24 protein-coding genes are annotated in these 24,265 nt (G+C 70.3%); 12 read left to right on the top strand and 12 right to left on the bottom strand.

Annotated features, from left to right (window positions below; translation table 11 throughout):
- Positions 1-14 precede the first annotated feature (14 nt).
- Together BLR02_RS19920 and BLR02_RS19915 are read left to right on the top strand one after the other, a co-directional pair.
- Positions 15-311: a hypothetical protein gene (locus tag BLR02_RS19920; protein WP_090567357.1), complete on the top strand. Its 297-nt coding sequence runs from the start codon at positions 15-17 to the stop codon at positions 309-311.
- A gap of 368 nt (positions 312-679) precedes the next feature.
- The gene (locus tag BLR02_RS19915) at positions 680-1,138 is read left to right on the top strand and encodes a calcium-binding protein (RefSeq protein WP_176849695.1); all 459 of its coding nucleotides are present in this window, start codon (positions 680-682) and stop codon (positions 1,136-1,138) included.
- Between the two features lie 10 nt (positions 1,139-1,148).
- Here BLR02_RS19915 and BLR02_RS19910 read toward each other — a convergent pair whose 3' ends face one another.
- The 7 genes from BLR02_RS19910 to BLR02_RS19880 all read right to left on the bottom strand — a co-directional run bounded on the left by BLR02_RS19910 (position 1,149) and on the right by BLR02_RS19880 (position 5,768).
- Positions 1,149-2,066, bottom strand: a complete 918-nt coding sequence (locus BLR02_RS19910; protein ID WP_090567350.1) for an NAD(P)-dependent oxidoreductase — start codon at positions 2,064-2,066, stop codon at positions 1,149-1,151.
- Positions 2,067-2,137: 71 nt separating this feature from the next.
- Positions 2,138-2,320 carry a hypothetical protein gene (locus BLR02_RS19905; protein ID WP_090567347.1) on the bottom strand — a complete coding sequence of 61 codons (183 nt, stop codon included), beginning with the start codon at positions 2,318-2,320 and terminating at the stop codon, positions 2,138-2,140.
- 60 nt (positions 2,321-2,380) lie between these two features.
- Positions 2,381-2,773: an EF-hand domain-containing protein gene (locus BLR02_RS19900; RefSeq protein ID WP_176849694.1), complete on the bottom strand. Its 393-nt coding sequence runs from the start codon at positions 2,771-2,773 to the stop codon at positions 2,381-2,383.
- 76 nt (positions 2,774-2,849) lie between these two features.
- The gene (locus BLR02_RS19895; protein ID WP_090567342.1) at positions 2,850-3,758 is read right to left on the bottom strand and encodes an SAM-dependent methyltransferase; all 909 of its coding nucleotides are present in this window, start codon (positions 3,756-3,758) and stop codon (positions 2,850-2,852) included.
- The gene (locus BLR02_RS19890) at positions 3,755-4,135 is read right to left on the bottom strand and encodes a DUF423 domain-containing protein (protein WP_090567340.1); all 381 of its coding nucleotides are present in this window, start codon (positions 4,133-4,135) and stop codon (positions 3,755-3,757) included. The genes BLR02_RS19895 and BLR02_RS19890 overlap by 4 nt, the downstream gene beginning before the upstream one ends.
- 9 nt (positions 4,136-4,144) lie before the next feature.
- Positions 4,145-4,861, bottom strand: coding sequence for a deoxyribonuclease V (nfi, locus tag BLR02_RS19885; protein ID WP_090567337.1), 717 nt, complete (start codon positions 4,859-4,861; stop codon positions 4,145-4,147).
- A gap of 19 nt (positions 4,862-4,880) precedes the next feature.
- Positions 4,881-5,768, bottom strand: a complete 888-nt coding sequence (locus BLR02_RS19880; RefSeq protein WP_090664391.1) for a metal ABC transporter solute-binding protein, Zn/Mn family — start codon at positions 5,766-5,768, stop codon at positions 4,881-4,883.
- A gap of 145 nt (positions 5,769-5,913) precedes the next feature.
- Here BLR02_RS19880 and BLR02_RS19875 point away from each other — a divergent pair, with 145 nt between their 5' ends.
- Genes BLR02_RS19875 through BLR02_RS19865 form a run of 3 tightly spaced genes read left to right on the top strand, consistent with a single transcriptional unit; the run spans position 5,914 to position 10,186 of the window.
- The gene (locus BLR02_RS19875; RefSeq protein WP_090567335.1) at positions 5,914-6,888 is read left to right on the top strand and encodes a S1C family serine protease; all 975 of its coding nucleotides are present in this window, start codon (positions 5,914-5,916) and stop codon (positions 6,886-6,888) included.
- Positions 6,888-8,468, top strand: a complete 1,581-nt coding sequence (locus BLR02_RS19870) for a serine hydrolase domain-containing protein (protein WP_090567331.1) — start codon at positions 6,888-6,890, stop codon at positions 8,466-8,468. Before BLR02_RS19875 ends, BLR02_RS19870 begins: the two co-directional genes overlap by 1 nt.
- 41 nt (positions 8,469-8,509) lie before the next feature.
- On the top strand, positions 8,510-10,186 hold the full coding sequence (locus BLR02_RS19865) for a thiamine pyrophosphate-binding protein (protein ID WP_090664377.1): 1,677 nt from the start codon (positions 8,510-8,512) through the stop codon (positions 10,184-10,186).
- On the opposite strand, the gene BLR02_RS19860 is transcribed toward BLR02_RS19865, so the two are convergent.
- A complete protein-coding gene (locus BLR02_RS19860; RefSeq protein WP_090664376.1) occupies positions 10,165-11,199 on the bottom strand; it encodes an amidohydrolase family protein in 1,035 nt (344 codons plus the stop codon). The genes BLR02_RS19865 and BLR02_RS19860 overlap by 22 nt on opposite strands.
- A gap of 105 nt (positions 11,200-11,304) precedes the next feature.
- On the opposite strand from BLR02_RS19860, the gene BLR02_RS19855 reads away from it, so the two are divergent.
- Complete coding sequence (locus BLR02_RS19855) at positions 11,305-12,447, top strand: CaiB/BaiF CoA transferase family protein (RefSeq protein ID WP_090567321.1); 1,143 nt, start codon at positions 11,305-11,307, stop codon at positions 12,445-12,447.
- Positions 12,448-12,460: 13 nt separating this feature from the next.
- Here the strand turns inward: BLR02_RS19855 and BLR02_RS19850 are convergent, their stop codons facing one another.
- From BLR02_RS19850 to BLR02_RS19840, 3 genes are all read right to left on the bottom strand, one after another.
- Positions 12,461-12,772: a putative quinol monooxygenase gene (locus BLR02_RS19850; RefSeq protein WP_090567317.1), complete on the bottom strand. Its 312-nt coding sequence runs from the start codon at positions 12,770-12,772 to the stop codon at positions 12,461-12,463.
- Positions 12,773-12,839: 67 nt separating this feature from the next.
- Positions 12,840-13,808 (bottom strand): Bug family tripartite tricarboxylate transporter substrate binding protein, encoded by a 969-nt coding sequence (locus BLR02_RS19845; protein WP_090567314.1) that lies wholly within the window; start codon positions 13,806-13,808, stop codon positions 12,840-12,842.
- Positions 13,809-13,909: 101 nt separating this feature from the next.
- On the bottom strand, positions 13,910-14,851 hold the full coding sequence (locus tag BLR02_RS19840; RefSeq protein ID WP_218127999.1) for an N-carbamoyl-D-amino-acid hydrolase: 942 nt from the start codon (positions 14,849-14,851) through the stop codon (positions 13,910-13,912).
- Between the two features lie 273 nt (positions 14,852-15,124).
- On the opposite strand from BLR02_RS19840, the gene BLR02_RS19835 reads away from it, so the two are divergent.
- From BLR02_RS19835 to BLR02_RS19810, 6 genes are read left to right on the top strand one after another with little or no spacing between them, the layout of a single operon-like run.
- Positions 15,125-16,666 (top strand): ABC transporter substrate-binding protein, encoded by a 1,542-nt coding sequence (locus BLR02_RS19835; RefSeq protein ID WP_090664374.1) that lies wholly within the window; start codon positions 15,125-15,127, stop codon positions 16,664-16,666.
- A 3-nt stretch (positions 16,667-16,669) separates the two neighbouring features.
- Complete coding sequence (locus BLR02_RS19830; protein ID WP_090664373.1) at positions 16,670-18,229, top strand: GMC family oxidoreductase; 1,560 nt, start codon at positions 16,670-16,672, stop codon at positions 18,227-18,229.
- A complete protein-coding gene (locus BLR02_RS19825) occupies positions 18,226-18,990 on the top strand; it encodes an SDR family NAD(P)-dependent oxidoreductase (RefSeq protein ID WP_090567302.1) in 765 nt (254 codons plus the stop codon). The genes BLR02_RS19830 and BLR02_RS19825 overlap by 4 nt, the downstream gene beginning before the upstream one ends.
- Positions 18,983-19,747 (top strand): SDR family NAD(P)-dependent oxidoreductase, encoded by a 765-nt coding sequence (locus tag BLR02_RS19820; RefSeq protein ID WP_090567497.1) that lies wholly within the window; start codon positions 18,983-18,985, stop codon positions 19,745-19,747. Before BLR02_RS19825 ends, BLR02_RS19820 begins: the two co-directional genes overlap by 8 nt.
- Positions 19,748-19,767: 20 nt before the next feature.
- Positions 19,768-20,598, top strand: a complete 831-nt coding sequence (locus BLR02_RS19815) for a polysaccharide deacetylase family protein (protein WP_090664390.1) — start codon at positions 19,768-19,770, stop codon at positions 20,596-20,598.
- Between the two features lie 4 nt (positions 20,599-20,602).
- The gene (locus BLR02_RS19810) at positions 20,603-22,189 is read left to right on the top strand and encodes an ABC transporter substrate-binding protein (RefSeq protein WP_245704868.1); all 1,587 of its coding nucleotides are present in this window, start codon (positions 20,603-20,605) and stop codon (positions 22,187-22,189) included.
- On the opposite strand, the gene BLR02_RS19805 is transcribed toward BLR02_RS19810, so the two are convergent.
- Positions 22,190-24,256, bottom strand: a complete 2,067-nt coding sequence (locus BLR02_RS19805) for an HWE histidine kinase domain-containing protein (protein WP_176849692.1) — start codon at positions 24,254-24,256, stop codon at positions 22,190-22,192.
- Between the last annotated feature and the right edge of the window lie 9 nt (positions 24,257-24,265).

Raw genomic sequence — 24,265 nt, 5'->3', positions numbered from 1 at the left:
GAGGTTCGGGTGTCATGCGCGCCCTTCGGGTAGTCATCCTCGCCATGGCTGCCGGCATGGCCGGCTTGGCCCTGGCGCCATCCGCCGGGCAGGCCGATCCCTATTGGCATGGCCGGGGCTATTATCGGCCGCCGCCGCCACGTTACTGGGGACCGCCGCCCCCGCCGCGCTACTGGGGCCCGCCGCCGCGCTACTACGCGCCGCCGCCGCCAGCCTATTACCGGCCACCGCCTCCGGCCTATTACGCGCCGCCACCGCGCTACTACGCGCCGCCCCCGCCGCCACCTGGCTTCGGCTTCTATATCCGCTGAGCCGGCCTTCCGGAGCTTGACGCTTCCGCGGCTTTCGGCCGCTCAGGGTCGCGCCCGGACTTGGTCCGGCGTGGCCGCGGGGCATCCCGCATCCTGGCCCGCCGGCACAGGAGCGGATATGGAGAGCCATGGCCACCGACTGCCCGGCTGCCGCCTGATCAAGGCGGATGTCGAAGGAATGGAGGCGCATGTGCTGCGCGGCGCGCGGGAAGCGATCGCCCGGCACAGCCACTGCTTCATCTCGGTACTGAGCAGAGAGAAGCCGTGCCGGCGCTGTTCGAAGAGGCATCGTGGCATCCGGCTATACCTCCTGCCGGCATGTCGCATCCATGTGCGGCCAAGGTGCCAATGCCCTCAGCGTCTCCAGCATGGAGGCCGTCAATGGTGGTGAGGGGGCTGATGCAATCACCGTTGCCGGCAGCATCGCCACCCGGCTCAGCGGTAACGATGGCAACGATATCGTGGTCAGTGGGTCGGGCAGCGACCAGATCGGCGGTGGATCGGGGGCGGATCAGCTGACCGGTGGCGCAGGCGTGGACCCTTTCATCGATGGCGGGGTCACGGAAGCCTCGACCATGGCCGGAGGTGCCATTACCGATTTCAGCGCCACGACGGACCTGTCGATCTTTACCGGAATGCTGACCGGCGCCTTCAGCTTCCTCGGCGTCGCCGGCTTGACGGCGACTGGCTCCAGCCAGGCGCGGCTCGACGCCACACCCAAGATCCTGCTCATCGATACCGGCGGCGATGGCAATGCCGATATCAAGATCACCCTGACTGGTGCCGACATCACCGGTCTCGACACCAATGCCTTCCTTTGGCGTTGAAGGGTGCGGCTCAGCGCCCTTCGGCCAGGATCCGCCGGCAATGGTCCAGCGCCGCCCCGATCAGGTTGTCGCTGGCCTCCGGCGTGCGGAATGCCGCGTGGGAGGTCAGCGTCGCATTCTCCAGGCGGGTCAGCGGATGGCCCGCCGGCAGCGGCTCCTCGATGAAGACATCGAGGGCCGCATGGCCCAGATGCCCAGCCTCCAGTGCCGAGGCCATGGCCAATTCATCAATGATGGCGCCGCGGGCGGTGTTCACCAGGATCGCCCCCGGCTTCATCTTCGCCAGCCGCTCGCGCGAGAGGAAGCCGCGCGTCTCGTCATTCAGCAACAGATGCAGCGAGATCACATCGCTTTCCGCCAGCAGCCGGTCAAGCTCGACGAATTCCACCCCCGGCATCGCCTTGGGCGAGCGGTTCCAGGCGAGGACCTTCATCCCGATGCCCGTGCAAAGCCGCGCCATCTCGGCACCGATACCGCCTACGCCGATCAGCCCGACGGTCTTGCCGGTCAGCTGCGTCCCCACCACCCGCGGCCAGTTGCCGGCACGGATGGCGCCATCCATATGGGCGGTCTTCCGTGCTGCATCCCACATCAGGGCAAAGGCCATCTCCGCGACCGCGGTATCGCCATACCCCTTGATGATATGGACGGTGACGCCGAGCGCCTCGAGCTCCTCCGGATTCATGTAGCTGCGCGCGCCGGTGCCGAGGAAGACGATGTGCTTGAGGTCCGGGCACTGCTTCACGATGTCGGTCGGGAACTGGGTATGGTCGTCGATGGCGATCTGGTAGCCGGCCAGCAGCTTCGGCAGCTCGGCAGCGGTGATGTCCGGGTTGCGGTGAATGGCCACCTCCGGGTCGCCCGGACGCATGAGCCGCTCGGTCACCGCCGCGAGGGACGGGTTGGCATCGACGAACAAGGCGCGCATGGCGGTCTTTCCCCGGCAGATCAATCAACGCGCATCGTAACGCGGGACGGCCGAAGGTCCAGACTCGGGGCTCAGCGCTCGGTCGGCGGCACCCTCTCCAGCCGGGTCAGGCCGGTTCGTGCGCCCATGGCCTCGTCATAGGTCATGGTGCCACGGGTCGGGCCGCCAGGCAGGCTGATGCCGATCGGCCGCCATCCGCTGCAGCCAGCAAGGGCCACCAGCAGGGTCAAGGCAGCAATGGGACGCAGCATCATGGCAGATCACCCTTTCCTGGCCTGCACCATGCCGTCACTGCATCGGGCCTTCCAGCCTGATCAGGCCGCCCCCACCTTGCCACCATAGGCCCGCAGCATCCGCGCCATCACCGCCTCGATCCCGCCCGGGCTCTGGCCCTGGCTGCTCTCCTGCACGCCGAGCAGCGTCGCCATGCCATCCGCTCCCGTGCCCATCCGGCCACCGCCGTGGCGGTGCGGCCGGGCCTGAGCCATCTCTGCGCTGCTCAGCCTGCCGTCGCCATCGGCATCGAGCGCCTTGAAGGTGGCATCCATTGCCCCTGTCCCGGCAGAGGCTGCCGGCCTGGCGAGGGGTTGGAATTCATCGAGCGTGAGGCTGCCGTCGCCATCCTTGTCAGCGCGGCTGAACATCCGCTCCCGCATCTGCTGGATCATGGCCGCATTGCCGGCGCTGCCCGAAGCCGAAACCTGCATCCCCTGTGGTCCTCCGCCGCAGCCCGGCCCCATGCCGGCCCGCAGCATCAGGACACACAGCACCCGGCGTGCCAGCTCAGCCGAGCCGCACCACCATCAACTCATGCTTGTTGTGTGCCCCGTGGAAGACCATCGCGCCAGGAATCGCGGCGAAATCGGCGGCCGCGTCATGGTCGGTCTCGCCCTGGAACTTGATGGTGCAGCATAGGTTGCGGGTCCGCCCCGCCTCCAGCCAGCGCTGCACCAGGGCGAGCAGCCGGCGTGGGTAGCAGATCACGTCGCTGAACAGCCAATCGACAGCGGGCATTTGCCGCGGGTCGAGCCCGAAGGCACTTTCCTGTCGCATGGAGACGCCGGGCAGCGCGGCTACCGCCGGATCGAGCGGCGCCTTGTCCACCGCCACCACCTGCGCACCAAGCTGGGCCAGGGCCCAGGTCCACCCCCCTGGCGAAGCCCCGAGATCGAGGCAGGTCTCGCCTGGTTGCGGCCAGCGTCCGGCCCGCGTCAGCGCCTCCCAGAGCTTGAGATAGGCGCGGCTCGGCGGTCCCTCCCGGTCCTCGACGAATTGCACCGCGCCATTGACGAAGGGGCTGGTCTTGGTCGGGCTGAGCAGCAACCGGTCCGATGACAGCAGGGTCCAGGCACCGAGATGGGCTGTTGGCGCCGCCTCAGGGAAGCGCAGCGGCCGCGCCTTCACCGGCGGCAGCCGCTCGGCGATCAAGGCGGCGCGACGGTGCTGGCCATGGGCATAGAGCGCCCAGTTGCGCTGGATCGCCCGCAGCGCGTCGGCCGCCGCCTTCACCGAGGGGGCCGGCACCTCCTGCGGCGCAGTCCAGGCCTCGAGCGCCCAGGCCACGGTCGCCGGCGGCTCGGGCGAGAGGGCGAGGCGCCCGTGCCAGCCGGCGATGCTGCGGCCGGCGCGGCGCAACTCCTCCGCCAGCTCCGCCTCGAAGCCCTCGGCTGCGAGATAGGCGGCGCCGATCACCGCCGCCCCGGGGTGTTGAAGACCGCGGACAGGCCAAGCAACGCCCAGGCCGCCATCAGCGTGATGCCGCCCGCTGGCGCCATCGCGCCGAGCGAAACGCCGCCGATCGCCACCGCATAGACGCCGCCACAGAAGAGGATCAGCCCGAGCGCAAAGCCCGCGCCCGCGAGATGCACCAGCACCCCGCCCCGCCGCTCCGCCCAGAGCGCCGTCGCCAGCAGGGCCAGAGCATGCCAGCCCTGCATCTGGATGCCATTCGCCAGCATGGCGAGCCGCGCCGCATCGAGCCGGGCCGGCGCGCCATGCGCGGCCCAGGCCGCGAGACCGACAGCGGTGAGCCCGGCGAGGGCGCCCAGGGCAAGCCAGAGACGATGCATGGGCGCGATCTACTCCGCCTCCCCCATCTTGGCGACCCCATGCGCCCGCCGCGCCACATTGGCTGCCAGATGCGCCTGGCGCGTCGGCTCCGGCAGGCGGTAGCCGGTGCCGCACCGCTGCACCCAATCGACTGCCGTGGCGGGCGAGACGCGATGGCCCGGCGAGATATAGAGCGGGTTCGAGCGCCGCCGCGTGCGCAGCACCGTCCCCAGCACCCGGCCCTTCCAGGCGAGTGGCACCGCCGCCCCCGGCGAGTCGCCCAGCTCCCCCTCGGGTCGCCCCACCAGGGGCGACTTGGCGACGCCGATGCTCGGCACCTCCAGCACCACCCCGAGATGGGAAGCGATGCCGAGGCCCCGCGGATGGGCGATGCCATGCCCATCCACCAGCACGAGATCCGGCGTCTCCCGCAGCTTCGCCCAGGCTTCGAGCAGTGCCGGTACCTCACGGAAGCCGAGGAAGCCGGGGATATAGGGCATGGTCGCCCGCCGCACGGCGGAGGCGCTCGCCACGACCTCCAGCCCCGGCCAGGCCAGCACCACCACGGCAGCGAAGACGAGGTTTTCCGGGTCGAATCGAGTGTTGCTGATGTCGACGCCGCCGATCAGCCGCACCGGGCCGAACGAATCCTCCGTCACCACCCGGGCCGCGAGGGCAACCTGGGCGGCACGGGCGGTGGCGAGGTCGGGCGGATCGATCCAGTCGGGCGGCAAGGGCTCAGGCATGGGGCGCAAGCGCCCGGGCTCAGGGTGCGGTTGCCCCCAGCATCGCCGGGACCAGCAGGCCGAGATTGTGCCGCATCATGGCCTCGTAACTCGGTGCCGGGCCACCGGGCGGCGAGAGGGTGTCAGCATAGAGCCGGCCACGGACGGTGACGCCGGCATCCCGCGCCAGCCGCTCCATGACCGCCTGGCTGCCAAGCCCCTCGATGAAGACGGCCGAGACACGCTCCGCCCGGAGCTGCCGGATCAGTGCCGCGACCTGGGCCGCCGAAGGCTGGGCATTGGGTGCCACGCCCTGGGGCGCCAGCATCCGCACGCCATAGCGGGCGGCGAAATAGCCGAAGGCATCATGGCTGGTGACGACCACTCGCCGCTCCGGCGGCACACGGCCGATCTCGCCGGCCACCCAGGCGTCAAGCGCGGCCAGACGGGCGTCGTACTCGCCGGCCCGAACCGCGGCGGCAGGCAGGATGGCGCCAAGCCCGCGGGCGATCCCGGCGGCATAGGCGCGGGCCAGCCGCACATCCTGCCAGGCATGCGGGTCGGACCCATGGTTGTGGCCCGATTCCGCCGGGCGGAGCGTGATGCCATCGCTCGCCGTCACCAGGGCGCCGCGATAGTTGGTGCTGCGCAACAGGCGGTCCAGCCAGGGTTCGAAGCCAATCCCGTTGCGAATGACGAGCGCCGCGCCCTCGATCGCCCGCGCCTCAGAGGGCCGTGGTTGGAAGAGATGCGCATCCGTCTCCGGTCCGGCCAGCACACGGAGTTCCACCGCATCCCCGGCCAGCTGCCGGACCATGTCGCCCAGGATGGAAAATGAGGCGACCACCACTGGCCGGGCCTGGGCCGAGGCGAGTCGCGGCAGGAGCAGGGCGGGCGAGGCCAGGAGGGCGCGTCGGGGGGCAAACATGATGTTACAATATAACACCACCAGCGTGGCGACCAGCCCTGCCGTCATCGGATTGCCGCGGATCGCATCTCGCGCGTTGGCGAAGTGCCCTCGACTGCCGATATTGGTCGGCACCCAGGACTACTCACCGGAACGGAAGGCTTGCATGGCATCCAGCGAATGGGCGATCCCGCCGGAACTGCAGCCGGATCCGGCCGATCATGATTTCGACCTGGATCAGGCGCTGCGCTCGGTGGTCGGGGTGAAGGCGCTGGTGCCAGCTGATGCCTTCACCGCCCAGACCCTCGGCACCGAGCGGGTGGGCAGCGGCGTGGTGATTCGCCCTGACGGGCTGATCGCCACCATCGGCTATATCGTCACCGAGGCGGAGAGCATCTGGCTGACGACGCATGATGGCCGCGCCATCCCCGGCCATGCTCTGGCCCATGATTTCGAGACCGGCTTCGGGCTGATCCAGGCCCTCGGGCGGCTCGACCTGCCCGCCCTGCCGCTCGAAACCGGAGAGGCGCCACGGCCGGGCGATGTGGCAGTGCTGGCCAGCGCAGGCGGCCGTGGCCATGCGCTCCGCTGCACCATCGCTGCCCGCCAGGAATTTGCCGGCTACTGGGAATACATGCTGGAGGAGGCGCTCTTCACCGCGCCGGCGCATCCCTCCTGGGGCGGCGCGGGGCTGATCGGCGGTGACGGCAAGCTGATGGGCATCGGCTCCCTCGTCATGCAGCAGCAGGACGGCAAGGGGCGGCGGGTCGATCTCAACATGGTGGTGCCGGCCAGCCTGCTGCCGCCCGTGCTGGACGACCTGCTGAATTACGGCCGGCCCAATCGCCCCGCCCGCCCCTGGCTCGGCCTCTATGCCGGGGAGGACGAGGACGGCGTCCTGGTCTCCTCCACCGCCCGGAACGGGCCGGCGCAGAAGGCGGGGCTGCAGGAGGGGGACCGGCTGTTGGCCGTAGGCGGGCAGAAGGTTTCCGACCTCGCCGGCCTTTGGCGCGCGATCTGGGCCTGCGGCAATGCCGGCACCCGCGTGCCGCTGACCATCTCGCGGGAGGCGGCACCCCGCGACCTCTCGGTCACCTCGATCGACCGCCGCGCCTTCCTCAAGCCGCCGCGGCTGCACTGATGGCTGCGCTCGACGACATCGCCTTGCGCCGCCAGGCCCGCCGCCTGCTGGCACCCTGGGACCGTCCGGACTCGCCCGGCGCCACACTCGGCCTGGTGCGGGAGGGCACGCTGGCGCTGCATGAGAGCGCCGGCCTCGCCAGCCTCGAGCTCGGCGTCCCGATCGGGCTGGAGACCTGCTTCCGCATCGCCTCGGTCAGCAAGCAATTCACCTGCGCCGCCATCCTGCTGCTGGCAGCCGAGGGCCGGCTCTCGGTCGAGGATTCCATCCACGACCACCTACCGGAACTGCCGGATCTCGGCACCCGCATCAGCATCGACCAGCTCATGCACAACGTCTCCGGCCTCAGGGACATGCTGGAGCTGATGCGCCTTGGCGGCGCCGACCTCTCCCAGCCCTGGCGCACCGAGGAGCTGCTGGCCGCCATCGGACGGCAGCGCGGCCTCAACTTCACCCCCGGCACCCGCTTCCGCTACTCGAATACCGGCTTCCTCCTGCTCGGCCGCATCGTCGAGGCGGTGAGCGGCGAGGCGCTCGGGGATTTTCTCGCCCGTCGCATCTTCACCCCGCTCGGGATGACGCGGACCCGGCACACGCCGAGCGTGACGGAGGTCGTGCCCGGCCTCGCCACCGGCTACCTGCCACAGGGCGAAGGCTTCGTCCGCGCGTTGCACGGCTTCCCCCTCGGGGGCGAGGGCGGCCTCGTCTCCTGCGTCGAGGATCTGGCGCTGTGGGATCGCAACTTCACCACCGGGCGCGTCCCCGGCCTGGCCGAGGCGCTGGTGGCCCCCCTGCCCTTCGCCAATGGCCAGCCGAACCTCTACGCCCGCGGGCTGGAGGTCACGACCTATCGTGGCTTTCGCACTGTCGACCACGGCGGGCTCTGGCCCGGCTTTAAGACCTGCTTCCTCCGCGTGCCGGAGCGGGACATGACGGTCATCGCCATCGCCAATCATGGCGGGATCGACACCCATGCCCTCGCCCACCGCCTGCTGGACGCGGCGCTGGAGGGTACGCCCGGCCTCCACCCCGTGCCGCCCATGCCTCGCCTCGATGGCCTGTTCGGCCGCTGGGTCGCACCGGAGAGCGGCGCCACGGTGGAATTCGCCGAAGGCCCGACCGCCACGCAGCATGGCGTGCCCTTCCCCCTCGCTCCGACCGAGGACGGCCGGCTCGTTGCCCAGCGCGGCGTCTTTCCCTTCACCGTCGGCCTGCCGGAGGGTGACAGCCTCATCCTCGAGACCGATGCCGGTACGCGGACCCGCTTCCGTCGCGCGCCAGCGGAGGCCAGCCTGCCCGCCGGGCTGGAAGGGACTTGGCATTGCGAGGAGCTCGGCGCCACCTGGACCATCGCGCCGCAGGAGGGCGGGCTGGCGGTGCAGGTGCGCGGCCCGCTGACTGTCGCCGGACCGTGGCCGCTGGAGCCGGTCGCGGGCGATGCCATCCGCATCCGCACGCCCGGCACCTTGTTCCAAGGCTGGGTCGATGCAGTGCTGGAGCGTGACGCGGGCGGGCGGATCGCGGCCCTGGTGGTGAATGCCGCGCGGGCGAGCGGGCTGCGTTTCCTCCCCCAGCATTAGCTGGCAGACTTCCCGCTTCGGAGAGGAAGCGGGAAGCAGCCATGGCGGAAAGCCCCTACAATGTCGGCGACCTCGTCGCCGAATTCCTGGCGCGCATCGGCGTCACCACCTGCTTCGGCATCGTCTCGGTGCACAACATCCCGATGCTGGACGGCATCGGCCGACGCAATGCCATCCGCTACATCATGGCGCGCGGCGAGATGGGGGCGGGGCATATGGCGGATGCCTATGCGCGCGCATCCGGCCATCTCGGCGTGGTCTTCTCCTCGACCGGCCCCGGCGCGGCCAACACGGTGCCCGGCCTGGTCGAAGCCCGGTTCGCCGGCTCGCCGGTGCTGCATATCACTGGCCAGACCGCGACCAAATATATCGACCGCGACATGGGCACGGTGCATGACGTGCCGGGCCAGACGGCGATGCTGGCCGCCGTCTCCAAATCCGCCTTCCGCATCCGCTCGGCGGCGGAGGCGCTCGGCGTGCTGACCCGTGCCGCGGCGCTGGCGCTGACGCCGCCCATGGGCCCGGTCAGCATCGAGATCCCGATCGACATCCAGCGCACCGCCATCCCGCGCCCGGCGGAGCTGGACCGGCTGGTCCTACCCGTCCCGCCCGCCCTGCCGCCCGATCCGGCCGCGCTGGACGAGGCGGCCGCGATCCTCGCCGCGGCGCGGCGGCCCATGCTCTGGCTCGGCAACGGCGCTAAGGGGGCCGGCGCCGAGGCGATGCGGCTGATGGAGCTCGGCTTCGGCGCGGTCTCCTCCTGGAACGGGCGGGGGATCGTCCCCGAGGATCATCCGATGACCCTCGGCGGGATGCATGGCAATGGCTCGCCCCGGGTGCAGGAATTCTACGGCACGGTGGATGCCATGCTGGTCGTCGGCAGCCGGCTGCGCGGGCACGAGACGATGGACTTCTCGCTGCAGCTCCCGAAGACGCTGATCCATGCCGATACCGACCCGCGCGCCAATGGCCGTACCTATCCCAGCACCGCCTTCATCTGCGGCGATGCGGCGCTGGTGATGGCCGGGTTGGCGGAGCGGCTGGCCGGACGCATCGCCATCGATCCGGGCTTCGCCGCGGACTTCGCCGAGATGCGCCGCCGTGCCACGGCCGATTACCGCGATACACTCGGCCCCTATGCCGAGTTCCCGGCGGCGCTGCGCGGTGCCCTGCCGCGCGACGCGCTCTTCGTGCGTGACGTCACCCTCAGCAATTCCTCCTGGGGCAACCGCATCTTCCCGGTCTATGGCCCGCGCGACGCAGTGCATCCGGTGAGCGCCGCCATTGGTCCCGGCCTGCCGCTCGGCATTGGCGCGGCGATGGCGGGAGGGAGCCGCAAGACCATCGCCATGGTCGGCGATGGCGGCTTCGCACTGAACCAGACCGAGCTCTGGACCGCGGTGCAGGAGCGCGCGGAGCTGATCGTCATGGTGATGAACGACCGCGGCTATGGCGTCATCAAGCATATCCAGGGCGCGTTGCAGGATGGCCGCATGTTCTTCGGCGACCTGCAGGGGCCGGATTTCCAGGCCTTGGCTGCCGTCGCCGGCCTGCCCGGCTTCAAGGTTTCGTCCATCGGCGAGCTGGCCGGCGTGGTGGAACGGGCCGTGGCCACGCCCGGCCCCTCGCTGATCGAGGTGGACATGGCCGCGATCGGCGCCTTCCCACCCTATGCGCCCTATAACGGCATGGGCATCTATGCGAGGCCGAGCCGGTAGAAGCGGCTGGCCGTCCCGCTGAAGAGCGCGTGGCGCTCCTCGGCGGAGGCGCCGGCCGCGAGCTTCTTGCAGGCGTTCCAGAAGACACCGTAGCTGTAGCTGCCCTTGTCCACCGGGAAGTTGCTCTCGAACATGCAGCGTGCCGCGCCGAACAGTTCAATGGTGCTGTTGATATAGGGCTTCCAGGCTGCCGCGAGCGTATCGGAGTCCGGCGGCTCCACTCGCTCCTCGAAGCCGAAACCGTTGATGCGCATGCCAAGGCCACCAAGCTTGACCGAGACATTCGGGCAGGTGGCCAGTTCTGCCATGGCCGCCCGCCACTCGGCGAAGACCGCATCCCGTTTCCCGGCATAGGCCTTGATGCCAAGCGGCCCGCCGACATGATCCAGCACGATCGGCGTTTCCGGGAAGGCGCGGGCGAGTGCGGTCAAATCCGGAATTTGTGGATGATAGAGCCAGGCATCGAAGCTGAGACCGAGCGGTGCAAGCTGGGCGAAGCCGGCGCGGAACTCCTCCCGGTAGAGGATATCGCGCGGCGTGGCATAGCCCGGGGTGATGAGTGACTCATCCTCGTCCCAGCTCGTGATGTGGCGGATGCCGCGGAAGCGTCCGTTGCCGGCCGCGATATGCGCCTCGAGCACCGGCCGCACCGCCGCGCCGAGCGTCAGGTTGGCATGGCTGACGATGCCGGCGCAGGCGCGGATCGGGCCGTAGAGCCCGCTTGCGCTCATGGCCGCGACGCCATTGGCGAATTCCGTCTCGCCGATCGGCTGCATCGCCTCCGGCCCGTCGGCACGGTGCATCGCGCGGCACTGCACGAAGACGGTGGCGATGATGGTATGGCCCTGCCCGGTATCCGCCAGCAGTTCCGGCAGCAGGTAGCGCCAGCCGGGCCGGTCCCAAAGGTGATGATGCGGGTCGATGATCGGCAGATCCGGATCGACCGGCGCCTCGCGGTGACGGGCCAGCCACTCCTCGCGGACCGCAGCGTAATGCGAATTCGGGCTGCTCATGGGTTCGTTCCCCGGTTTGTTTCTTTGGGCGTTTCCTCCGCGCCAGGATACCCCTGCCGGTCGTCCCCGACTATGCTTAGCCACCTATTCAAGGAGGTCCAGGGAATGAGCTTGCCATTGGAGGGCGTCAGGGTGATCGAGGTCGGCCAGGCGCTGGCGGGGCCGCTCGCCGGCGTGATCCTGGCCGATCTCGGCGCCGACGTGATCAAGATCGAGAAGCCCGATGGTGGCGACGATGCGCGGATCTGGGGCCCGCCCTTCGGGCCGGATGGCGAAACCTCGCTCTATTTCCACAGCCAAAACCGCAACAAGCGCAGCGTCATCCTGGACCTGAAGAGCCCGGCCGATATCGAGACGCTGCACGCGCTCTGCGAGACGGCCGACATCCTGATCCAGAACCTCCGCCCGGGCGTGGTGGACGAGATCGGCATCGGCCCGGAGGCCATGCTCGAGCGGCATCCGCGCCTCGTCTACTGCTCGATCTGGGCCTTCGGCTATCAGGGGCCGATGCGCATGCGGCCGGGTTTCGACCCGCTGCTGCAGGCCTTCGGCGGCATGATGAGCATGACCGGCCGGCCGCAGGACCCGCCGACCTTCTGCGGCGCCTCGATCAACGACAAGGCAACCGGCCTGTTCTGCGCCGTCGGCGCCCTCGCCGGCCTGCGCCAGCGCGACAAGACCGGGCGCGGCTGCCTGATCGACACCTCGCTGCTGGAGACGGCCGCTTTCTGGGTCGAGGGGCAGGTCAACCAGCACCTGGCGACAGGCGACGTCCCGACGCGCCACGGCACCGGCGCTGCCGTCATCGTGCCCTATCAGGTCTTCGAAACCGCCGACCGCCCGCTCTGCCTCGCCGCCGGCAACGACAGGCTCTTCGCCCGCGCGGCGAAGGTGCTTGGCCATCCCGAATGGGCGGAGGATCCGCGCTTCGCCCGCAGCGCCAGCCGCGTCCGCAACAAGACGGAGCTGCTGCCGCTGGTGGCCGAGGCGCTGCGCGGCAACACGCGCGACCATTGGCTCGCGGCGCTGGAAGCCGTCGGCGTCCCCTGCGCGCCGGTCAACGATATCGGCGAGCTGGCGGCGAGCGAGCAATTCGCCGCGGTCGACATGGTGCAGACACTGCCGGAGAGCGGCGTGAAGGTGCTGGGCCTGCCGATCAACATCGACCGTGCCCGCCCCTGGTCGCCACGCCGCGCACCTGGGCTCGGCGAGCATACCGAGGAGGTGCTCGCCGCACTCAAGCGGTAGGCGTCGTGGGGAGCTAGGCCGCCGGCGTCAGCACATGGATGACCCGGCTGGCCAGCATCTCCTTGGTCTTCGCCGCATAGGCCTTCATGTGCGGCGCCGCGCCATGCGCCTTCAGGGCGTCGAGGCTCTCCCACTTCTCGATGACGACGAAGGCGTCGGGCCCGACCGGGGTCTGGATGGCGCCCATCCCCTCGGCATCGATCGCCGGGCCATATTCGATGCAGCCATCCTCGGCATGGACAGCCGGCATATTGGCGCGGAAGGCCTCCAGCACCTGGTCCCGCATGCCGGGCTTGGCGGTGATGATGGCGAGGACATGGATCATGGGCCTGGACGCTCCCTTGGTTGATGGCGGCAGGCTACGCGCCGCGCCGCCGCCCGCCAAGACGCGGTCAGTTCTGCGGAACGTCCAGCTTGCCGAGGATGGGCCGCCAGCGCTCCGTCTCGCTCGCCATGAATTGCGCGAAGGCCTCCGGGGTGCTGCCTTTCGGGAACTGCCCGTCGCTGGTCAGCCGCTCGCGGACCTTCGGGTCCTGCAGCGCCTGCACCGCCGCCGCATTCAGCCGCTCCACCGCCGCCGCCGGCGTGCGCGCCGGGGCGAGCAATCCGAACCAGCTCTCTGCCACCAGCCCCGGCCAGGTCTCGGCGAAGGCCGGCACGTCCGGCGTCGAGGCCACGCGCTGCGCGCTGGTCCAGCCCAGGATGCGGCCCTGGTCGTTGCGGTAGACAGGCAGCGCGGTGCTGCCCGCCACCACCAGGAGGTCGAGTGTGCCGGCGAGGAAGTCGTTCAGCTGCGCCGCGTCGCCCCGGTAGGTCACGTCCTGCATCTGCAGCCCGAGCCGGTCGAGCACCATCAGCATCGCCATGTTGGTCAGCGTGGTCGGCCCGTTGGTGCCATAGGTGATGCGCCCCGGCCGCGCCTTCGCCGCCGCGACCAGCGCCGCGATATCAGCCGGCCCGTCCTTCCGCGCGATCACGGCGAAGGGGAAGGTGGAGGCGAGCGTGATTGGGGTGAAGTCCTCCGGCTTGTAGGCGAGCCGGCGGTAGATCAGCGGGTTGATGGTCAGCGTCGTGCCCGCCGCCATCAGCACCGTATGCCCGTCCGGCTCGGCCCGGGCCGCGTACTCCGCCCCGATGATGGTGTTGCCGCCCGGGCGGTTCTCCACCTGCACCGGCTTGCCGAGCACCTCGGTCATGCGCTCCGCCAACAGCCGGGTCAGCACGTCGGTGCTGCCGCCGGGGGCGAAGGGCACGACGATGGTCACGGGACGGTTCGGGAAGCCGCCCTGGGCCAGGGCGGGGGCGGCAAGCAGGCTCGCGGCCAGGCCGGCATTCAACCGGCGGCGGGTGGTCTCGGTCATGGCGTTGTCTCCCGGGTATTGTCTTACCGGTCACAGACCGGTGCAGGCCTTGGGGAGGGCCGGCCGGCTCCGCCGCTGCCGGTCGCTCCCGTGGCCCCGGCTCAGGCCGGCGGCTCGGCGCCGACCTGGTCGACGATCCGGCGGTAATGCTCGGGTCGCCGGTGGGCGGCGAAGTTAAACATCTTCTCCTTGCCCTGCCGGCACAGGTCGAGGTCGATCTCCGCCACCAGCACCTCGTCGCCCAGCGTCTTCGCCTGGGCGACGATCATCCCGTTCGGGTCGATGATGCAGGAACCGCCGATCAAGCCGGAGCCATCCTCATCGCCGGCCTTGGCGACCGAAACCGCCCAGGTGGCGTTCATATAGGCATTGGCCTGGGCCGCGAGGGTCGAGTGGAAGGTGCGGATCGCACTGTCCTCCGTCCGCCCGCCATTCGGGTCATAGGCGGCCGAATTGTAGCCCATCACCATGAGCTCGACGCCCTGCAACCCATAGACGCGCCAGGCCTCGGGCCAGCGGCGGTCATTGCAGATCAGCATGCCCATCACCGGCGCGCCCCAGGCCGCCGGGCCGCGGAAGGCCTGGAAGCCGCCATCGCCATATTCGAAATACCGCTTCTCCAGCTGCTGGAAGCGGTCGCCCGGCCGCGGCTCGACCGAGCCGGGCAGATGGACCTTGCGGTACTTGGCGAGGATCGCGCCATCCGGCCCGGTGGTGATGGCGCTGTTGAAGCGCTGTCCCTCCGGCGTCAGCTCGGCATAACCGACCTGGAAGCCGATGCGGAGCGCTCGCGCCCGGTCGAACAGCGGCTGCACCGCCGGGTTCGGCATCGCCCGCTCGAAATAGGCATCAAGCTCCGCCCCCTCGATCAGCCAGCGCGGGAAGAAGGTGGTGAAGGCGAGCTCCGGGTAGACGACGAGCTGCGCACCCTCCCGCGCCGCACCCTCCAGCAGGGCCAGCATGCGGGCAAGGATGGCCTCACGGCTGTCGGCCCGCTGGTTGGGGCCCATCTGCGCGGCGGCGACTCGGAGGGTACGGGGCAAGGCAATGCGCTCCCTGATGGCTGGCCTCATCCGCCCGCAACGGCGTCGGGCTGCATGACCGGTCTCGGTCCTTCGGTATCTCGCTTCTAACAGGCGGTCGCCGGCCCGCAAGGGAGGCCGTGCCACAAGCCGCCCGCGAGCCGGGCAGCCGGCCGCCCCGTTGCCGCTGAAACCGCCAGACCCGGCAGCCGGCACGGCGAAAGCCCGGCGTGGGCGGATTGCCAGCGGAACGGAGCCGCTTAGCATGCGCCCGCGCCTTGGAGACCCCGCCTGATGCTTGCCCGGCTCGTCCTGCTGCTCGCCCTTTTGCTCGCCACGCCGCTGCGGGCCCAGACCCTGACGGCGGTGCTGGAGGCGGAGATCGTCACGCTCGACCCGCATTTCAGCCCGGCCTACATCACCCGCACCTTCGGCTACATGGTCTTCGACACGCTCTTCGCCATGGACCGCGAGGGCCAGGTAAGGCCGCAGATGGTCGAGCGCTGGACCACCTCCGAGGACGGCCTCACCTGGCGCTTCACCTTGCGCGACGGCCTCGCCTGGCATGACGGCACGCCGGTGACGGCGGCCGATTGCGTCGCCTCGCTGCGCCGCTGGGGCACGCGCAGCGCGCTCGGCGGACGGCTGATGGCCGCAACCGCGTCATTGGACGCGGTGGATGCGAAGACGTTCACCCTGGTGCTGAAGGCGCCCTACGGGCTGGTGCTGGATACGCTCGGCACCACCTCGAGCCCCAGCCCCTTCATGATGCCGGAGCGCCTGGCACGCACCCCGGGCACCGAGCGCATCACCGAGATCGTCGGCTCCGGCCCCTTCGTCTACAGCCGTGCCGAGCACCGCACCGGAGACCGCATGCTGCTGCGGAAGAACGCCGCCTACCGCCCTCGCCCCGAGCCGGGCAGCGGTCTCGCCGGCGGCAAGGTGGTGAAGATCGAGGCGCTCGACCTGCGCGTGGTGCCGGATGGCGCCACCGCGACAGCGGCCATGCAATCGGGCGAGATCGACTACATCCAGTACGCCCCCTTCGATCTGCTCAGCGTGCTGGAGCGGGACCGCCGCGTGCGGCTGGTGAATTTCACCGGGCTCGACCAGTTCACCGGCCATTACCGGCTGAATGCGGCGAGTGGCCCCTTCGCCGACGCCGAGATCCGCCGCGTGCTGCTCCAGCTCGTCGACCAGGGCGAGGTGATGGCGGGCTTCGGCCTCTCCGACCGCTATGCCCGCACCTGCCTTGCCTTCTTCATCTGCGGCAGCCCCTATGAGAACGAGGCCGGCACCGCCCTGCTCCGTTCCCCCTCCATCGACGCGGCGCGCGAGGCGCTGAAGAAGACCCGCTATGCCGGCGAGCCCGTGGTGGTGCTGGTGGCGAACGACCTGGAGGCGGCGAAGGTGTCCTCCGAGATCCTCGCCGACCGCATGCGCCGCGCCGGCTTCACCGTGGATGTGCAGGTGATGGACTGGGCCTCGGTGCTCGCGCGGCGGACGCGGCGCGAGGGCTGGAGCGTCTTCGGCGTGCATGCGCTCGGCGTCGACCTGCAATCGCCGCTGACCAATTCCGTCATCGGCTTCAACTGCACCGAGGCGCTGACCGGCGGCTTCCACTGCGAACGCCCGCTCGTGCCGCTCTTCGACGCCTTCGCCGCGGCGCCGACCCTCGCCGAGCGGCAGCGCATCGCGGCGCAGATCCAGGAGATCGTCTATGACAGGGCGATGTCCGTGCCCTGGGGCCAGTTCGCCCAGCCGGCGGCCCACCGCGCGCAACTGCGCAACCTCATACCGTCCGCGATCCCGCTCTTCTGGTCGGTGGAGAAATAGGCCATGCATGACGTGATCGTGGTCGGCGCCGGCTCGGCCGGGGCGGCGCTGGCCGCCCGTCTCTCGGCTGACCCGCGGCGGCGCGTGCTGCTGCTGGAAGCGGGGCGGGACTGGCGGGCGGAGCAGGCACCCCAGGCGATGCTGAGCCCCAACCCCATCCCGATGATCCATGATCCGGGCATGCAGGCCGAGTGGCACTGGCCGAAGCTCCTCTCCCGCCGCACCGCCGCGCAGCCGCCGAAATTCTACTGGCGCGGCAAGGCGCTCGGCGGCAGCTCGGTGGTCAACGCCCAGATCGCCATCCGTGGCGTGATGGATGCCTTCGATGGCTGGGCCGAAGCGGGCTGCGAGGGCTGGGCGGCGCGCGACGTGCTGCCGGTCTTCGACGCGATCGAGGATGACACGCTGCCGAACCACGGGCATGGCGGGCCGCTGCCGGTCTACCGCGCGCCGGAATCAGCCTGGGGGCCGGTCGATCTCGCGCTGAAGGATGCGGCGCTGGCCGATGGCTATCCCTGGAACCCCGACCTCAACGCGCCAGGCGGGGAGGGCGTCTCCTGCTACCCGATCAACAGCCGGAACGGCCGCCGCATCTCCACCAACGAGGCGTTCCTGGAGCCCGCCCGCAGCCGGCCCAATCTCGAGATCCGCGGCGATGCCCTGGTGGACCGTGTGCTGGTCCGGGATGGCCGGGCCATCGGCGTGCGGGTCCATCTCAGGGACCAGGGCTGGGTCGAGCTGCAGGCGCGCGAGGTGGTGCTCTCGGCCGGAGCCATCCATAGCCCTGCCATCCTGCTTCGCTCCGGCATCGGCGCGGGCGCGGCGCTGCAGGCCATGGGCATCGAGGTGGTGCGGGACCTGCCCGAGGTCGGCCGCAACCTCATGGACCACCCGATCATCCGCGCCGGCATCGATTTCCGGTCGGAATTCGTGCCGACCGACCCGGACCAGCGCCACACCAATTGCTGCGTCACCTACAGCAGCGGCCTCGGCGGGGCGGGCAGACGGGACATGATCCTCATCGCCTTCAACCATCGCGGCGTGGCGGCACCCGGGGCGCGGCCCAACCCCTTCGGCGGCATCGGCGCCTCGGTCTTCGAGGCCTTCTCCCGCGGCGCGGTCACCCTCGCGTCGCCCAGGCCGGAGGAGGACCCCGTGGTGGAGGAGAACATGCTCTCCGACCCGCGCGACCTGCTGCGGATGCGTGATGCGGTGGGCCGGCTGGCAAGGCTCGTCGCCCGCCCTGCCGTCACCCGCATCGCTGAGCGCATCGCCTTCGGCGAGACGGGGCTGAGCCTGGCCGAGACTGCGGCCCTGCCCGAGGCGGAACTCGACGCGTTGCTGCTGCAGGAGGCAGGCGATATCCAGCACGCCGCCGGCACCTGCAAGATGACAGCCTTTGAGGAGCCGCGCGGCGTGGTGGACCCGGATGCGCGGGTGAAGGGCATCGCCGGGCTGCGCGTCGCCGATGCCTCCATCATGCCTGCCGACTGCCGGGCCAATACCCACTTCACCTGCGTGATGATCGGCGAGCAGGTCGCCCGCCGGATGCTGGCCGAATGAGGCCCGATCGCTTCACCGGCCAGGTGGCCCTCGTCACCGGTGCCGGTTCGGGCCTTGGCCGCGCCACCGCGCTCGGCCTGGCGCGTGAGGGCGCGAAGCTGATGCTCTTCGATCGCGACGCGGCCGGGCTGGCCGAGACGGCCGCGCAGTGCCCCGATGCCCGCACCATGGTCGGCGATGCCTCTGCCGCCAACGACGTGGCCGCCGCCGTGGCCGGGACCATGGCGCTCGGCCCGCTGCGGCTGCTGGTGACGGCCGCTGGCATGCTCGGCCCGGTGCGCCCGGTCACCGAGGTGGAGGAGACGGAGTGGGACCGGCTCTTCGCCGTCAACGTCAAGGGCACCTGGCTGGCCGCCCGGGCCGCGCTGCCGCTGATGCGCGCGGCGGGTGGCGGCGCCATGGTCACCTTCGCCTCGGCGGCAGGGCTGGTCGGCTCGCCCACCATGCCAGCCTATTCGGCCAGCAAGGGCGCGGTGGTGATGCTGACGCGGAGCTTGGCCGTCGCCCATGCCGGTGAGGGCATCCGCGTCAATTGCGTCTGCCCTGGCTCGATCGAGACGCCGATGCTGGAGGAGACCTTCGCCTCCGCCGGCGACCCCGAGGCCCGCGCGATGCGCGAGGCCATCTTCCGCGCCCGTCACCCGATCGGCCGCTTCGGCCGCGCCGAGGAGGTGGCGGATACCGTGCTCTTCCTGCTCAGCGAGGCGGCCGGCTTCGTCACCGGCGTCGCACTCCCCGTCGATGGAGGCCGGCTTGCCTGAACAGGGACGCTTCACCGGCCGCGCCGCCATCGTGACCGGCGCGGCACGCGGCATCGGCGCCGCCACCGCGGCGCGCCTCGCGGCCGAGGGCGCACAGGTCCTGCTGGCAGACCAGGCGCCGGAGGTCATGGCGCAGGCCGAGGCGCTGGGCGGCGTCGGCCTCCGCATCGACCTCGCGGCGCGCGGCGCGGGCGAGGTGGTGGTCGATACCGCGCTCGATGCCTTCGGCCGGCTCGACATCCTGGTCAACAATGCCGGCATCGGCGGCTCGAAACCGCTGCTGGAATCGGATGACGACCTCATCGACCGCTTCATCGACACCAACCTCAAGGCCGTGCTGCGGCTGACGCGCGCCGCCATCCCGCATCTCGCGCGGCCGGGCGGGCGCATCGTCTCGGTCTCCTCGACCTTCGGCATCGCCGGCTATCCCGGCACCACGGCCTATGCGGTGGCCAAGGCCGGCATCGCGCAGATGACGCGGCAGCTGGCCGGCGAGCTCGCGCCCGAGGGGATCCTGGTGAATGCGGTCGCCCCCGGCGTGATCGAGACGGCGATGACCAAGGGCCATCTCGGCAACGACTACTACCGCCGCGCCGTGCTGGAGCCGACACCGCTGCGCCGCGCAGGGACGCCCGAGGAGGTGGCGGCCGTCATCGCCTTCCTCGCCTCGGCAGATGCCGCCTATGTCGCCGGCCAGGTGATCGCCGTGGATGGGGGATGGCTTGCGGCGCGGCACCCGCCGCGCGAGGCTGGCTGAAACGGGCGAAGGGGCGACCGATGATCGACATGAAGGTGAATTGGCCGGGCAGTGCCAAGGTCGCGGTGATGCTGACCTTCGATTTCGATGCCGAGACCCTCTGGCTTTCGCGCGATCCGGAGAATGCCCGCCGCCCCGGCATCCTCAGCCAGGGTGCCTATGGCGCCAAGGTCGGCGTGCCGATGATCCTCGAGGTGTTGCGGCAGGAGGGCGTGAAGGCCACCTTCTTCGTCGTCGGCTGGACGGCGGAGAAGCACACGGCGCGGGCCGAGATGATCCTGCGCGAGGGGCACGAGATCGCGCATCACAGCTACTCCCATGCCTGGATCGACCCCGCCTTCCCCGATAAGGAGGTCGAGGAGATGGAGCGGGGGCTGGAGGCGCTGAAGCGCTGCCTCGGCGTCGTGCCGCGCGGCTACCGCTCGCCCGCCGGCGAGACCAGCGACAACCTCATCCGCCTGCTGAAGAAGCACGACTTCCTCTACGACAGCTCGCTGCTCGACCACATCAACCCCTACCGGCACATCATGCCGGATGGCAGCCCGGGCCCGATCGAGCTGCCCTGGCACTGGAGCCTGGACGATGCGCCGCATGCGCTGTTCTCGGTGAAGTCGCCGCGGCCGATCTTCCCGAACAGCCATATCCGCGAGATCTTCCAGGAGGAGTTCCGCGAGATCTACCGCTGGGGCGGGCTCTACAACCTGGTGATGCACCCGCAGGTGACGGGAAGGCCAAGCCGGGTCGCCCTGCTGCGCGAGATGATCCAGTGGATCAAGACCTTCCCCGATGTGTGGTTCGCAACGGGCACCGAAGTCGCCGAGGCCTGGTCCGCGGCGCATGAGACGGAGTGAGAGCATGATGGTGCGACGCCTCCTCCTCGGTCTCCTGGCCGCCGGCAGCCTTGCCCTCTCGGCGGCGGCGCAGCCGCGCGAGCGCCCGCTGCGGCTTGTCCTCAATGTCGGGCTGCAGAACCTCGACCCGATCGCCAGCCCCTCCTTCGTCACCCGCAACTTCGCCTACATGGTCTATGACACGCTCGTCGCCATGGACGGCAAGGGCGAGTTCCGGCCGCAGATGCTGGAAGGCTGGCAGGTCAGCGAGGACCGCCTCGCCTGGACCTTCACCCTCCGCCCCGGCCTCGAATTCAGCGACGGCACGCCGGTCACCGCCGATGACGTCGTCGCCTCGCTCAAGCGCTGGGGCGCGCGGGATGCGATCGGCCGCCGCCTCATCGCCGCGACGAAGGAGTTCCGCGTCGAGGCGCCCAACCGCTTCGTGCTGCAGCTGGCGCAGCCCTTCGGCGGCGTGATCGATGCGCTCGGCAAGCCGAGCGTGCATGTGCCCTTCATCATGCCGGCACGCCTGGCCTCCGCCACGCCGCCGACCCAGGCGGTGGCCGAGGTTGTGGGCAGCGGCCCCTACCTCTTCCTCAAGGAGGAGTGGGTGCCGGGCGAGCGCACCTTCTTCCGCCGCAATCCGCGCTACGTGCCGCGCGCCGAGCCGGCTGACGGGCTGGCCGGCGGCAAGGTGGCGAAAATGGAGCGGGTCGAGTTCGTCACCCTGCCCGACATCGCGCTGCGCGCCGCCGCCATCACCCGTGGCGAGGTCGACTACCTCGAATATGCCCCGATCGACTACCTGGCGAATTTCCGCCGTGACCGGAACCTCGTCATCGCCAGGCCGGGTGGCATCGCGCATATCGTCGGCGGCGTCAGCATCAACCACTACTTCCCGCCCTTCGACCGGCTGCCGATGCGCCGCGCCCTGCAGGCGGCGCTGGACCGGACGGAGATCCTCGCCGGCCATGGCCTGCCGGAGGGCATGGTCGATGCGGCCTGCACCTCGGTGTATCTCTGCGGCACGCGCTACAGCAGCGACGCCGGCGGCGACATCGTGCGGGAGCCGAGCCTCGATCGCGCCCGCGCCCTGCTGCGCGAGGCCGGCTACAACAACGAGCGCATCGTCATCCTGCAGCCGGCGGACAGCGCGCTCATCAACCCGATGGCGCTCGTCGTCATCGACCGGCTGAAGCGGGCCGGCTTCAACCTCGATGTGCAGACCGCGGACTGGTCCTCCATCGCCCAGCGCTGGGTCGGGCGGCAGCCGCCGGCCGAGGGCGGCTGGAACCTGGTGCCGGTGATCTATACCGGCTTCGACATGGCCGACCCGCTTTCGAACATGGGCATTGGCTACAACTGCTCCAACAACCAGCCCTGGGGCTACTGCGTGCCGGCGATGACGCCGGTTCTCGAGCGCTTCGCCGCTGAGAGCGACCCGGCCCGGCGGCTGGAATTGGCGGCGGAGCTGCAGCGCCTCGCCATCGAGAACGTCACCTTCCCGCTCGACGGGCAGTTCCAGGCCCCGGCGGTCTGGCGTGCCGAGCTGAGGGGGGTGATCGATTTCGGCTTCCCGGTGATATGGAACATCGAACGGGCCCGGTGATCAGGCCGCGGCACCGATCCGCGCCATCGGCACGGCGATGGTGCATTCCAGCCCTTCGGGCAGCCAGGCCTGTTCCAGCTGCCCCCCCAGCTGGTCCTGCACCGTCGCCCTCAGCACGCGGGAGCCGAAGCCACGCCGCACCGGCGGCCCGGCCAGGCGCGGTCCGCCGCGCTCTGTCCAGCGCAGCAGCAGCCAACCAGGCCGCTCGGTCAGGCTCCAGCTCAGATGCAGGCAGCCGCCGGGGCGGGAGAGGGCGCCATGCTTGGTCGCATTGGTCGCCAGCTCGTGCAGCGCCATGGAGACGGCCTGCACCGCCGGGGGCGAGAGCGTCACCGGCGGCCCCTCGATGACCACGCGGTCCGTCACCGACGCGCCGAGAAAGACCGATATCTCGGCCGCTACCAGCTCCCGCAACCCGGCACCGCTCCAGCGTGCCCCGGCAAGCAGGGCATGCGCCCTTGCCAGCGCGGCGACACGGCCTTCCACCGCCTCGGCATATTCCTCGGCGCTGGTGCGGGGTGTGAGGCGCAAGGCGGCCTGCACCACGGCGAGGACATTCTTCGCGCGGTGGTCCAACTCCCGCGTCAGCAAGGTCTGCCGCTCCTCTGCGGCCCTGCGTTCGGTGATGTCCTGCGAGGCGGCCAGGGTACGGACGATGCGGCCGCTCGACGGGTCCCGCACCGTGGAGACGGTGCCGCTGGCCCAGCGAACCGTGCCGTCCGGCCTGACATAGCGCTTGCGGGTCTCGAAAATGGCCGTATCGCCCCGCGCCATGGCCTGCCAGCCCCGCATCTCGGACTCGCGGTCCTCCGGATGGATGAAATCGGCGAAGGGATGGCCAATCAGCGTCTCAGCCGGACGGCCGACCAGGGTGCAATAGGCCTCGTTCACCCTCAGCAATTGGCCTGTGGTGGGATCGGATTGGGACATGGCGATGGCGGCCTGCTCGAAGGCGGCGCGGAACTCGGCCTCGCCGGCCCGGAGCGCCGCATCGGCCTGCAGCATGGAGAGGCGTAGCGCCTCGAATTCCGCGACCTCGGCCGGGCGTGCGACCGCGGCCCGGGTTTCCGCCTCGCTGCGCCCGGCGGTGACCTCCTCCGCCTGCTGGCGCAGCGCGCGCACCGGGGTAAGGATGCGCCGCGCCAGAACCGCGGCCGCTGTGATGGCGAGGGCGATCGCCAACACCGCACCGACGCCGAGCCGGATGAGTGGCGAGCGCCAATTCGCCTGATAGGCCGCCCAGGGTTCGCCAAGGACGACGCCCCAGCCCTCGCCGATGGGCAGCCGGTGATAGCCGAAGAGGATCTCCACCCCTTCGAAATTCCGGCCGCGGAACACGCCTTCCTGCAGCCCCTCCGCAAGCCGGTACCAAGGCGCGGGAGTCCCCACGAAGCGGTCGTTGTGACGGGAGCGGGCGACGCTGATGCCATGACCGTCGGCCAGCCCGGCCACGCCACCGGTCAGCCCCTGTGCGGCAAAGACCTGGGCCAGCCGGTCGGGGGAGAAGGTGACCAGCACCACCCGCTCGGGCGCTTCGGCCTGCGGCACCGGCACCCCGATCGACACCGCGAACTTACCTTCCGGCCCGGCCGTTGCGGGTTGGGCCCGGTAGAGGTTGGACAGCGCGGGCCTGCCAGTTTGCAGGATTTGGCGGACCAGGGCGTTGGCTTCTTCTTCAGGCGCCGTGGCGCCTGCGAAAACGGCGATCCGGGCATCGCCCAAAACCTGGCTCAGTCCCCTCAGCCAAGCCTCGGTCCTTGCCTCCTCCCATGGCGGTTGTTCGGCAAGTGCCGAGGCAGCCGCCAGCGCGGCCGTCTGCATGGTGCCCAACTCGCTCGCCATGGCGAGCGAAAGCGCCCGCGTGGTGTCGCTCAACCGGGCCACGAAGGCTTGCTGGTAGGATTGCGCCACCTGCCAGGCCGATATGGCAGCAAGCGCAAGCACGGGCAGCAGCAGTACCAGGCCGAATGCCAGCAGATGGGCGCTCAACCCCCAGCGGCGATAACCGGTCCCGGTTGTCGTCCGGGCGGCCGCGGGCAGCATGGGCGCGGCGTGACAGGCGTTCATAACCATTCC

The organism is Belnapia rosea (genome assembly GCF_900101615.1).
Lineage (GTDB): Bacteria > Pseudomonadota > Alphaproteobacteria > Acetobacterales > Acetobacteraceae > Belnapia > Belnapia rosea.
Note: the sequence above shows the minus strand (reverse complement) of the source record. Positions and strands in the feature narration are given on the sequence as shown.